The sequence below is a fragment of the Teredinibacter franksiae genome, assembly GCF_014218805.1.
Classification (GTDB): domain Bacteria; phylum Pseudomonadota; class Gammaproteobacteria; order Pseudomonadales; family Cellvibrionaceae; genus Teredinibacter; species Teredinibacter franksiae.
Window position 1 is genome coordinate 3,457,661 of the sequence record NZ_JACJUV010000001.1, and the last position, 12,415, is coordinate 3,470,075.

General features: G+C 48.7%; 10 protein-coding genes. 6 read left to right on the plus strand and 4 right to left on the minus strand.

What is annotated here, in order from left to right:
* Positions 1–17: 17 nt before the first annotated feature.
* Together H5336_RS14760 and H5336_RS14765 are read left to right on the plus strand one after the other, a co-directional pair.
* Positions 18–536 carry a disulfide bond formation protein B gene (locus tag H5336_RS14760; protein ID WP_313557342.1) on the plus strand — a complete coding sequence of 173 codons (519 nt, stop codon included), beginning with the start codon at positions 18–20 and terminating at the stop codon, positions 534–536.
* Positions 536–1,240 (plus strand): DNA alkylation repair protein, encoded by a 705-nt coding sequence (locus tag H5336_RS14765; RefSeq protein ID WP_185235025.1) that lies wholly within the window; start codon positions 536–538, stop codon positions 1,238–1,240. The genes H5336_RS14760 and H5336_RS14765 overlap by 1 nt, the downstream gene beginning before the upstream one ends.
* Before the next feature lie 81 nt (positions 1,241–1,321).
* Here the strand turns inward: H5336_RS14765 and H5336_RS14770 are convergent, their stop codons facing one another.
* Both H5336_RS14770 and H5336_RS14775 read right to left on the minus strand, forming a co-directional pair.
* Entirely contained in the window at positions 1,322–2,710 is a 1,389-nt protein-coding gene (locus tag H5336_RS14770) for a DUF1501 domain-containing protein (protein WP_185235026.1), read from the minus strand.
* A 7-nt stretch (positions 2,711–2,717) separates the two neighbouring features.
* Positions 2,718–4,634: a DUF1800 family protein gene (locus H5336_RS14775; RefSeq protein ID WP_185235027.1), complete on the minus strand. Its 1,917-nt coding sequence runs from the start codon at positions 4,632–4,634 to the stop codon at positions 2,718–2,720.
* Between the two features lie 167 nt (positions 4,635–4,801).
* On the opposite strand from H5336_RS14775, the gene H5336_RS14780 reads away from it, so the two are divergent.
* Positions 4,802–5,179 carry a DUF3592 domain-containing protein gene (locus H5336_RS14780; protein ID WP_185235028.1) on the plus strand — a complete coding sequence of 126 codons (378 nt, stop codon included), beginning with the start codon at positions 4,802–4,804 and terminating at the stop codon, positions 5,177–5,179.
* Here H5336_RS14780 and H5336_RS14785 read toward each other — a convergent pair.
* Positions 5,176–7,515, minus strand: coding sequence for a carbohydrate binding family 9 domain-containing protein (locus H5336_RS14785; protein ID WP_185235029.1), 2,340 nt, complete (start codon positions 7,513–7,515; stop codon positions 5,176–5,178). The genes H5336_RS14780 and H5336_RS14785 overlap by 4 nt on opposite strands.
* A gap of 98 nt (positions 7,516–7,613) precedes the next feature.
* On the minus strand, positions 7,614–8,453 hold the full coding sequence (locus H5336_RS14790; RefSeq protein WP_281385700.1) for a DMT family transporter: 840 nt from the start codon (positions 8,451–8,453) through the stop codon (positions 7,614–7,616).
* A gap of 330 nt (positions 8,454–8,783) precedes the next feature.
* Between H5336_RS14790 and H5336_RS14795 the strand changes: the two genes are divergently transcribed.
* The 3 genes from H5336_RS14795 to H5336_RS14805 are packed head-to-tail and all read left to right on the plus strand — an operon-like array spanning position 8,784 to position 12,350.
* Positions 8,784–9,536, plus strand: coding sequence for a fumarate reductase cytochrome b subunit (locus tag H5336_RS14795; protein ID WP_185235031.1), 753 nt, complete (start codon positions 8,784–8,786; stop codon positions 9,534–9,536).
* 33 nt (positions 9,537–9,569) lie between these two features.
* Positions 9,570–11,576 (plus strand): fumarate reductase flavoprotein subunit, encoded by a 2,007-nt coding sequence (locus tag H5336_RS14800; RefSeq protein WP_185235032.1) that lies wholly within the window; start codon positions 9,570–9,572, stop codon positions 11,574–11,576.
* A gap of 12 nt (positions 11,577–11,588) precedes the next feature.
* Positions 11,589–12,350 (plus strand): fumarate reductase iron-sulfur subunit, encoded by a 762-nt coding sequence (locus H5336_RS14805; protein WP_185235033.1) that lies wholly within the window; start codon positions 11,589–11,591, stop codon positions 12,348–12,350.
* The last annotated feature ends 65 nt before the right edge of the window (positions 12,351–12,415 follow it).

Here is a 12,415-nt window from a genome sequence, read left to right on the forward strand (position 1 = left end):
GAGGATAATGCATAGCCGTGGAAAAACTGGCTGATTTTTTTTCAACTCTGGGCGAAAAATGGCAAAGCTGGGCTGCCATTATATTCATTTGTATAGGGCTTGAAGCGGGAGCTGTTTTTTTTCAAGAAGTGCTCATGTACTACCCTTGTGAGTTGTGTATTTATACCCGCGTATGGATGAGTGCCATGGTGCTTGTGGCGCTGCTGGCATTGGCTTTTAGGAAAAAGCTCTGGCCTATGCGCTTTTTTGTTGCGGTTGAGCTGTGCTTGGCCGTTGGCCTAGCCGCTGTCGTGTGGGAGTTGCTGGCGATTGAGTATGGTTTAAATACCAATGGCGCTTGTAATTTAGTGGCAAACTTTCCATCCTGGGCGCGGTTGGATGAATGGCTGCCTACGCTGTTCTTGGTACAGGATTCCTGTGGGAAAACACCTTTAGTGTTGGGGCCGCTATCGATGGCCGATGGTTTAGCGGGAATTTCGGTTGGGTTTATCGCGGTATTGTCGCTGACATTGAGTTACAGCTTCAAGCGTAAGTGATGAAAGCTCAGGCTATTCAAAAGTGGCTGCGGTCTTTGGCTAGCCCCGACATTGCTGAACACTCTCTGCGATATTTTAAAACCGGCAAAGGTGAATATGGTGAGGGCGATATGTTCCTCGGGATTCGTATGCCGGTACTGCGCGGGCAGTTAAAGACTTTTGGCGATACCCCTCTTCTCGAAATAGAAAACCTTCTGCACTCTAAATTCCACGAAGAGCGTCTATTCGCGCTCTTGCTACTGGTTTTGCAAATGGCGCGTGTGGCGGAAGCTGAGCAAAAACGAATTTTTGATTTGTACTTGGCCAACACTCAATGGATCAACAATTGGGATCTGGTGGACTGCTCAGCACCTCAGGTGGTGGGCGCCTATCTCGACAATAAAAGTCGCAAATGCTTGTATTCACTCGTAGCATCGGAAAGCTTATGGGAGCGTAGAATTGCAGTGTTGGCGTGTTTTCATTTTATCCGCAATACCGATTTCGACGATTTTCTCAATTTTGCTGAAACCTTATTGAAGGACAAAGAAGACTTGATACACAAGGCCGTTGGCTGGATGTTGCGTGAAGTGGGCAAGCGAGACCCATCTGTGGAACTGACGTTTCTTGATAAGCATTACCGCACTATGCCGCGTACTATGCTGCGCTACGCCATCGAAAAATTTCCCGAACAATTGCGAAAAGCCTTTCTGAACGGCGAGCGTTGAGGTTCTTTTCTAGGGGGGAGCCTACACAATACCGTTGCAGGTTGGATGGGGCTTGGCAAAACCCTATAAGAGCTGTCGTGATTAACTTTTCATAAACCCCAAGTCTTTTGTATCAAAATTACCTAAATTTGGAAATACATCGCCAAATGAACCCGCCGGCAAGCCAAACCAGTTGGCGAGGGTAGCGCTGTATTGGTCTGCGGCGGTTGTGGGAATGATACGGCCTTCGCCCATGTCGTCGTTGCTGCCTATTGCCAGATCTGGCATGGTGCCATAAATATTACCACCGCTTATGGCGTCGCCCATTATTAGCTGGTGGCTGCCCCAGCCGTGATCGGTACCATCGCCATTACTGGTGAGGGTACGACCAAAATCGGATAGGGTAAATGTTGTCACTTTATCAGCAATACCCAGTTCAACGGTTGTGTCGTAAAAGGCTTTTAGCGCGGCATTAAGCTGCGCCATCAACAAGTCGTGGCGACGTACCTGGTCGCCATGCGTATCGAAATCTCCTACACCGATAAAAAATGTCTGTCGTGAAGCGCCCAGTGTTTGACGTGCCGCCATCAGGTTAGCGGTCATTTTTAACCCGCTGGCGAGGCGGTTGTCTTCGGGGTACGGGGTTTGAATATCGGCAATATTTTCCAGAGCTACGCCTACTTCATCGGAAAGGTCCCATGCCTTAGTTAACGATGCCGCATAAGCGCTGGTGAGAATATGTTCCTGCGGTATCGCGAGAATATTTTCCAGTACGCGTACACGTGCTAGCTCGCGTGTATTGGCATTGTCCTCTGGCGCTAGCGCGCGATCTAGATTGCGAATATTCTGCAGCCCTTGAGGATTCACCGCATAGGGGATGACGCTGCCAGCCGATTGCCATAGGTTACTGCCGCTAAGAGAAATATTCATCGACAGGCGAGTATTGCTATTCATGCTGGCCAGCGCGTCTGCTGCTCTGCCGGCCCAGCCATTGCGGCGCTGTGTGGATTGCAGGCTTTGCATAAAATTTTGCTGGTCATTGTGGGAGAATAGTTGCGGCGGCAACTCCGCCGATTTACTTTGATACGCGGCTTTACTGGTGGGCTCTACTAAGGCCCCCACATTGCCCACTACCGCCAGTTTTTCCTGGCCGTAAAGATTGCCTATGTCGGTTAGGGCCGGGTGTAATCCGTAGTCCACTCCATTTGCCTGCGAAGAATTAACCGCGATTAAGTTGTTTTGCGCAACGGCCAAGCCTTGGCGTGTTGCTGAATAATCGGCGTATGCGCTGGTGCTGCGGGGTACCACCATATTAAAGGCGTCGTTGCCGCCAAATAAAAATACACACACCAGTGCTTTATAATCTTCCGCCGGTGGGGTTTGGGCGTGGGCCAATCGCAGGCTGGTTAGTGCAGCTAAAGCGCTGCTGCTGCCCAGAGCCAGTGATTGGCAGCGAGATAAAAACTGGCGACGGGTAAAGTGTTTGTTCATTCTGCTCTTACCTCTGCACAGCAAATTCGGGGGAAGCGGTTACCAGCAATAGGGCATCGTATATTTGTAGGTTGCCAAAGCCGCCACTGTAAGCGTTTAAATGAGTAAGAATTTCGTTGTACATGGCTGGTGACATTTGCCCGGCCATTAATAAAAGATTAATGCGGTCCAATAGCTTAGCCGGGTTGTTGGCTATGGCCTTCTCTTCTTCTAGGTACAATTGTGTGGGGTAGATATCCCAGCCCTCGCCAATAATTTCCGACTGGGGCCAGTCTCCCTGGGTATCGCGCCAGAAGATCGTAAAGCTCATAGCGCTAGTTGCGCTAATAAGTTGGCTATCGGTCATGATTTGAAATTCGGGTGAATTGAGGTCGGCATCTTTAATAGCTCCTGGCTGCTGAAAATCGGGCCGATAAAAATTGAATACTGAAAAAGAACCGTAAGGGCGCTGACCAAATTCACGATCGGTACCGCGATAACGTAAACGGTTCGGGTATATCGGGCTGTTGTCGTCTTCGAGGTTCGACACCGGCACTCCTTGGGCCTTGAAGGCGCGCCAAAGAGCGCTGATTTTTAAAATAGGTTCGCGCAGCTTACCGAAGGTGGAGGGGTGAAGTGTGTGGCCATTCACCGCTTCGGTGTCCAACAATATGGCTTTTATAACAGCCTTCATATCGCCTTTAACACCGTTGCCGTTGTTGTTGAATATCGTTGCCACACGACTGACATACTCGGGTGATGGGTTGCTGGTGATCAAGCGTTGAATTAGTTGCTTGCTGACAAAAGGGCCAATGTTGGGGTGTAAAAATAAAATATCGAGTGCACGGCTTATATCCTGTTGGGGTGTTTGATTCGCTGTAATTGTTTGATTGCCGAAAATGACTTTTTGTTCGTTATCATGATAGTTATCAAAGGATTTCATTGGCACTACTTCACTGTCACCCGCGCTCGTCCATTCCCACCATTGATTAATCGTACCGTGATTCCAGCCGGTAAAAACACGGGCAAGTGCCTTAATGTCATCTTGGCCGTAGGTTGCAATAGCGTTGTTGTTATTGTCTAGCTTGGGGGTGGCATCTATGTTTAGTTCCACCAAGCCAATACTGAATAGTTGCATTATTTCCCGCGCGTAATTTTCGTCGGGGCGAATATTGCGTTCTTGGTTAGCCTTTTCGTTCCGAATCATGCTTAGGTATTCACCCATCATGGGGCTTAGTGTTACTTCTTCCAGTAAGTCGCGATAATTACCGAAGGCGTGCGTTGCCAGTATGTCGTGGTAGTTGGCAACGCCTCTGGAATCATTAAAGAGCACGTCGGAAATAGTGGAAATAACCAATATTTGACTGAGTGTGTAGGCCATTTTTTGGCGCAACTGGTCTTTACCCCAAATGGCTGATTCCCACCAAATATCACTGCGTTGTAAGTCTCTTATCCAACCTTCTTCATCCAGTTCTGGGTCTGGTGCTGGTACCAGGCCAATTTCTTCTAAACGTTGATCAAGCCGTTGAAGGTGTCGTGTTTGTGGCAGTGAAAATTGCTCATGTATCCATTGTTCGCGGGTTCTATTTAAATTAGCGTGAATAGATTTTGCTGTTGGCCCGAAGGTGGCCTGAGTTAAAAAGCGTGCTGTTGATTTCGCCGCGTGGTAATTGGCGTCGCTTGGCGCGGGTAGCGTTGGATCCGCGCTGTTATCGGGCTTTAGCGGCTCAGCCGAAGGTGTTGGCGTTAGTGAGGGTGTTACGGTTGGTTCGGCTGTTGGTAATACGGACGGTTCGCTGGTAGGCGCGGCGGTTGGCAGTATTGTGGGGGTTGTGTTGGTCGGCGAGGAGTTGTCGTCACTGTTACCGCAGCCATTAATGAGTACTGTGACCAGACAGGCGAAAAAAAATCCACTAACGTATTTTGGGTTTTTAGTTGGTGCCATATAACGGTTATCCTCTTCGCAGTCGGTCGTCGTTTTCAAATGCAAAAGTTATTATAATTTTAGAAGTGCATTACATTCGAAATATACGTTCCTGTTGTAAGGCCTAATTAACCAGAAGAGTATCAATATCGCAGAAGGGGGGCTAGTAGATGGTGAGTAAAACGTTCATGGCAGTGATTGTTATTGTAATTATGGGTATGGGGAGTTTGCTGTATTGGGTTGAATATCAGTTTGATAATACTGCTGTTTCAGTTCAAGCAGAGCTTGTAGCCATAAACCATAAGCCTCGGAGTAAATTGTTGAGCTTTACCTACCAAGAGTCGCAGGGGCAATCCGCTAGCGTTCAGGTGAAGGCCGCATTTTGGCAAGAATTTCAGCCGGGAGAGAAATTGGCTATTAAAGTGGATAAATCAATTGGTTTGGAGGCGAAGCTGGACCGACCAACGGCCTTGTACCGGCTTACGATTGCTTTTATTGCTGGTGTATTGATTCTTGCAGGCGTTATAGCCGTAAGCCTACTTTTGGTTTCGCGTAGGCGCGCTTAATTTTGCCAAGCATAACTAAACTTGGCAAAGACTGAGCGGTAATCTTTTTCGATTGCGGGGAGGTCGTCATCTTGATAGCCTCCGTCGGAATAGCCAAAGTAAAATAGGCTTTGTGAGTTAAGCTTGTAGGAGTATATAAGCTGTGAGGATAATGATTTGTTTACCGCATCTATATCATTGTCTTCGTCTAGGTCGTAGTTGGCTCGATATAAGGTAGCATCGCGCTCTACATCGGTATACTGCACCACAAATTTTAATCTACTGCGAATACTGAATTGATAATTCAGTCGAAGATCTGTTTGGTTGGCGGTGTAAAGTATGCCTCCCTCGAAATGCGTGGGTATACCCTCGATATCGGAAATGCCTTCATCGACGTCGAGTGTATTGAAATTATGGGTCAGATCAATTTTTAAATGCTTGCCAAAATTCATGCCTACTTCTGTGTGGACATTTAATACGCGACCAATCTGAGCGTTCGCATAGTCGATTCTGTCGCCGTAGTCGGAGGAGACTTTTAATCGAATACTGGATGAGGGTTTTACCTTGATTTTGGCAAATAGTAGTTGTTCGTCAAAGTGTTCGCCCGTAGGGTTGAAGTCGTTTTCGTAGTATTGATCGCGTACAGTTATGCCTATAGCTGAATTCGACTGCCAGCCCGCATTAACTTCGCCAATCAGTTTGCTTTCGGTCATGATGCGTTGATCGTTTTGGTCGTCGATTGTTTTATATTTGGCGATATAGTAGCGTTCAGAAACGAAATCTGCAGGCTCGCCATAATATTTCAGTACACCCTCTATGGAACTCTCAATAATATCGGCTTTGGTGACAAAGCCCATGTCGGCACGAAAGTCTTTTCCTATATTGCGGTAGTCGGCTTCAATTTTATAATCAGGGGTGTCGTGAATATATTCCACGGCAAAGGCGTGATCACTTTGTTCGGCGGCTAGGTCGTACTCTGCCTGCACTGCTTGTGGGTTGCTGCTTTCGGCGTAAGCCAGTTGGTACGAGAGTGCATCGTACTCGGAAAGCCATGTGATGCCATCTACTGTTGCCATGGTGTTGTTGTAGTTATCGGCGGTTCGATGGGTGAATAGCCCGCCGATAGCGCTGCGCTCGCCAACATCTTTTTTGTATCGCGCGATAGCGATGTTACTGCCAATGGGTGCCTCATCATCGGTTGGCGTTTCTTCCGTGAGTTCGACAATGTCGGAGCCTTGATTTCCCGGCAGTATAAAATTAGTGGAATTATCGTTTGCGAGTATAAGCCCGTAGGAATGATCGCCTGTTTTTCCTGTGTGTTTAACGCCGATGTCGGGATCGGCAATATTGCGGGTGTGCACGAAACGAAATCGGTTTGTTGTGAAGTAGTCTGCGCCGTCTAGGAAGAAGGGACGGCGCTCCTCTAGAAACAGCGAGTAGGTATTATTAACATCTAGCTGTGCCGCGTCGGCTTCAACTTGAGAAAAGTCGGGATTGATTGTGGCATTGAGTACCGAGTTTTGGGTAACGCCCCAACGCAAGTCCAAACCCGCAGATTGTTCAACCCCGTCTGATTCCCACTCGCCGGGAATGTCTTCTCGAGACTCTGTTTTACCGAGGGTAACGGTGGGTGTAAGCTGAAAATTCTGGCCGGGCTTTACCGATTCAAAACCCACGGCCTTGTTAAATTGGCAGAGGTTGCAGCGAATACTGCGTTTAGCGGGAACATCCGATAGCCAGTATTCCAGCTCTCGTGGGTAGGCGCGAAAAAAAGCAATTCCCCAAGTAAGGGCTTGGTCTGAATTTGGAAACCGCAGGGCTTTGAATGGAATGCTCATTTCCACACTCCAGCCATCGGCATGAATTTTTGCCGCGCTGTACCAAATACCGTTCCATGAGTTGCTGCCGCGCCAACCGTCGTAATCCTCCATGCGGCCTTCCATCTGCGCGCCATAGGGGTTCACATAAAATTCGTAGGCTTCGCGCTCTCCGTTAAAGGTGTCGAGTGTAACGCCGAGCCTATCGTCGCCCGAGAACTCGTCTCGGTCGGCTAAGTGCGCGCGAATGTCTTGGGGGTTTGGATCAAAAGCGTAGAAGGCTATATGAAGACGCTCGCCGTCTTCGTAGATATAAGCGGTAGTTTTGGCTTTGGCCGGGTTTCCGGGCCCAGGAGAATATTCGTAGTCAAGCTCAAACTGATTGGCCTGCTGCCATACGCCTTCGTCAATGATGCCGTCAAGGTTGGGAGTCTGTGGAATATGTTTCAGTGTGTAGCCCTTAGAGGCTTGTACGTTTGACGTGAATAAACATAGGTAGGCAAGCACTAAAGTTCTAAGAGGGGTGTTGAACGGCTTCATATGGTACAGCGGGTTGGGTGGCTTGAATTAATAATTGTAGCGGAGGAACGTCAAAGTTGCGTGTAATTCAACAAGAGGAAAGAGGTGCAGCGAGCGTATTAATTATCAATAAGATTTTTTCGCAGTGACTCATAGGCAGCTACACTGACAACTATCAGCCCGCCAATAATGACCTGAACGGTAGGAACTTCGGTTAGGATTAGCCAGGCAAATATAGAGCCGAAAAACGGTTGAAGACAGCCGATTAAGGCAACAGATTTAGCCGAAAGCCGTTTTAGTGTCATGCTGAATAAGGTGTGAGCGCCAGCTGTGCCAAATAGGCCTAGCAAGACGAGTAAAAACCAGTCGTGGGTGGAGGCATACACGACGGAGGGCCAGTCGGTGAATACCGCCAGTACCACGGCGATAGCGATGGTTTGGTGCAGCATTATGGCACCGCTGGGAACGTGTGGGATAAGGTATTTCTGGCTGGTATTACGCAGCGAGAACATAAACGCAGAGCAAATACCCCAAAACACGCCTTCGCGAACATTCCCGCCAAGGGTTTCGCCAGACACCATTACACTAACACCGACAAGTACCACCATAGCGGCGACGAAGTCCACCAGTTTGGGCGAGCCGCGATAAAACAGCGGCTCGATAATAACGGTAATGACCGGGTAGCAAAAAAGTGAAATGATGCCCACTGCTACGCTGGATACCTGCATAGAATGAAAAAAAGTGATCCAGTGCAGGCCCATTACAATGCCAAGGCCATAGACGAGAAACGTGGTTTTCCAGTCTGGCAGGCCTAGCGTTGTGCGCCTGAGGGAGAGTATTGCGGCAAGGCCTAGGGCGGCGATAAGGCTGCGCAACTGGGTAATCGACATGGCGTCTAGCGCGATAGATTTGGCGAACAAGCCGTTCATGCTCAATAACACCACGGAGATATACAGCAATGCCAGGCTGGATCTCGGAGTGGTTTCAACTGAGTTAGAAGAAACTGGGTTGTGTGACTTGGACGCAGGCAATCTAGAAGCTCGGGGATTTAAATAGTACGACAAAAGACGTTGGAGCCATTGTAACCCGAGTCTGCTGGAAAGATGTATACCAATTTGAGTGAGCGCTATCAGGGAAGCGTCTGCTGCTATAAAGGTCAAGTCACTTGACCAAAATAAATTTAGGTGATAGGCGACCCTAGTAGGCTTGATGTAAAGCATAATGGCTATAAGCCTTAGGTGATCTAATACCTTTTATCCCCTTTAATCTCTCTCAGGAGGTATTTGCAGATGTCTCTAGCTGTAGAACGTGCCGCAAAACCAAATCGCTGGCCGGCGTTTATGGATATTGCGCAGGGCGCGACAGGACTGTTTTTAGTGTTGTTTATGTGGGCCCATATGTTGATGGTGTCCAGTATTTTGCTTGGTAAGGACGCCATGTTCTGGGTGGCGCGAATGTTTGAAGGGGAGCCGCTTTTCGGAAAGCCCTACCCGGTACTGGTCAGTGCTTTTGCTGTTTTTATTCTTTCACTCATCATTATTCACGCCTTTTTGGCGTTGCGACGTTTTCCCAATAGTGCTGGGCAATATCACGCTATCCATACCCATATTGGCAAGCTTAAGCATAGCGATACCACCCTGTGGTATGTACAGGTAGTGACCGGCTTCGCCCTTTTCTTTATGGCTTCGGTACATCTGTACCAACTTATGACGCACCCGGCAGACATAGGCCCTTACGCCTCTTCGGACCGCGTGTGGAGTGGCATGATGTGGCCGTTGTATCTCGTTATGTTATTTGTTGTTGAGTTGCACGCGGGTATTGGTATTTATCGTCTGGTGATTAAATGGGGGCTCTTCCTTGGTGATAACCCCAAGCGCAATCGACGCCGTTTGCATGTGCTCAAATGGATGCTGACGGTTTTCTTTCTGGTGCTGGGTGTTGCCACACTTGCTGCCTACATGAAAATTGGTATGGAGCACGCCGACAATGCTGGTGAGCGCTATGTGCCCAGCTGGCAAGAAGGCGCGCCAGCAATCCATTAAAGCCCACAATATTTTATTAATCAGGATTTGATGATGAAAACGATATATACCGATGCCTTGGTAATAGGTGGTGGTCTGGCGGGCTTGCGCGCTGCAATCGGCGTTCGCCGCCAGGGCCATGAAGTAATTGTACTCAGCCTTGTGCCACCCAAACGCTCTCACTCTGCAGCAGCCCAAGGTGGCATGCAGGCCAGCCTAGGTAATACCAATAAAGGGCAGGGAGATAACGAAGATATTCATTTTGCCGATACGGTGAAGGGTAGCGACTGGGGGTGTGACCAAGATGTGGCGCGACTATTTGTTAACACCGCACCAAAAGCGGTACGAGAACTGGCAGCCTGGGGCGTGCCTTGGGACCGTGTTACGCGCGGCAGTCACGACCATGTGATCGATGGTAAAAACGTTCCCTTGGAGGAGCGGGAAGAAGCGCATGGGCTAATTGCGGCACGTAACTTTGGTGGTACGCAAAAATGGCGAACCTGTTATGTATCCGACGGTACCGGCCACTCCATGCTCTACACCATGAGTAATCAGGCTGTCTCCGAAAATATTGCTGTCCATGAGCGTATGGAAGCGATCTCGCTCATTCACGATGGCGAGCGATGTTATGGCGCCGTGGTGCGCAATTTGATGACCGGTGAACTTGTTACTTATATTGCCAAATCTACTTGTATTGCTACTGGGGGTTACGGGCGTATTTATCGGGCAACAACGAATGCCGTGATCAATGAAGGTATGGGTACGGCCATTGCGTTAGAAACCGGCGTTGCTGCGCTAGGCAATATGGAAGCGGTACAGTTCCACCCAACCGGAATCTTCCCTGCCGGTATTTTGGTTACCGAAGGGTGTCGTGGAGATGGTGGCTTACTACTGGACCGCGATCATCATCGTTTTATACCCGATTACGAGCCCGAGAAGAAAGAGTTGGCTTCGCGCGATGTAGTCTCTCGTTGGATGGAGCATCACATTCTTTCGGGTAAAGGTGTGCAAAGCCGTTTTGGTGAGCATCTGTGGCTGGATATTCGGTTACTCGGTAAAAAACACATTGAAGGTAAGTTGCGCGAAGTAAAAGAAATTTGCGAATATTTCCTCGGCGTTGACCCGATAAAAGAGTTGATTCCAGTTCGTCCCTGTCAACATTACTCTATGGGCGGTGTACGCACCAATTACAAAGGTGAATCGCCTCATCTGAAAGGTTTGTTTGCTGCCGGTGAAGCGGCTTGCTGGGATATGCACGGTTTCAATCGGTTGGGTGGCAACTCCGTTGCCGAAACAGCGGTGGCAGGCATGATAGTGGGCGAGTATATGGGGGAGTATATAAGCAGCGAAGCCAACGACATGAACGTTTCGACAGCGCTTATACGGGATGCCTACAACAAGCAGGCAAATCGCCTCGCCGGCTATTGCAATAGTAGCGGTAATGAAAACCCTTTTCATATCATGCGTTCCATGCAGGAATTAATGACAACGAATGTGGCCATCTTTCGCAATGCCAGCAAACTTGAGGGCGCCGTTAGCGGGCTGAGAGAATTGGCGCAGAGGGCCCGCAACATTAGAGTTAATAGTTCGGCTGCTGGCGGTAATCCGGAGTTGGTGGCAGCCTATCGTGTGGAAAGTATGTTGCGATTAAGTTTGTGTGTGGCTCAGGGAGCACTTGCCCGCGAAGAAAGCCGTGGCGCCCACTTTCGCGAAGACTTTAAATTACGCGACGATAAAAATTGGCTTTCCAGAACCTTGGCAACTTGGAATATGGAAGAGGACGCTATGCCAACACTTAAATACGAGCCGCTAGATGTAATGAAAATGGAAATGCCGCCTGGCTGGCGTGGCTACGGTGCTAAAGATCGTGTCGACCACCCAGATACGGAAAAGCGCCAAGCTGAAGTGGATGCAATAAAAAATAAACACGAAGGCGGAAATCGTTTTGCTTGCCAGGAAGAGTTAATGGCATACGATGAAAAATTACCGGACAGTTTACGCGGTCGCAATGGGCGGCTTGGAGAAGATGAAAACGGCCAGTCGGCCAACGCTGGCAAATAGAGGATTGAAATTGTGAATACTATCCCCGTAAAACAAGTAGAAAGCGACGCTGGCGAATACCGGAAATTAAAAGTGAATATCTTTCGCCATAATCCCGTAGATGAGAACAGTGCGCCGCATTTCGATACCTTCGAGGTAGAAGAAGCCGATTCGATGACGCTGTTTATTTTGCTGAACGATATTCGCGAAAACCAAGACCCAAGCGTACAGTTTGATTTTGTTTGTCGTGCAGGCATTTGCGGTAGCTGTGCCATGGTGGTCAATGGTAGGCCCAAACTAGCGTGTCGAACGTTAACCAAAGATTTGCCGCAGGAATTAACCCTTGCACCACTGCCCGGTTTCGAATTGATTGGTGATCTTTCGGTGAACACGGGCAAGTGGATGCGTAATATGAGTGAGCATCTGCAAACCTGGATTCACAGTAAAGAAAAAGAGCGGGATTTCTGTGAAATAGAAGAAAAAATGGAGCCAGAGGTTGCCGAAAAAATTTACGAGCTAGAGCGTTGTGTTGAGTGTGGGTGTTGCGTAGCTGCCTGCGGTACCGCGCAGATGCGCAAAAGCTTTGTTGGCGCTGTGGGTATTAACCAGCTTGCTCGGTTTAAAATTGACCCGCGTGATGACCGTACCGATGCGGATTACTATGAAGTGCTTGGCACTGAGGATGGCGTGTTTGGTTGTATGACGCTGTTGGGTTGTGAAGATATGTGCCCGAAAGAATTGCCGCTTGCCCAGCAAATTGCGTATATGCGCAGGAAGATGGCGTTAGCGAGGTAATTTCTTTATATTCCTCGCTTAGAGGTTTTTTTTCGCCAAGCACCGCTGCAGAATACAGCGGTGCT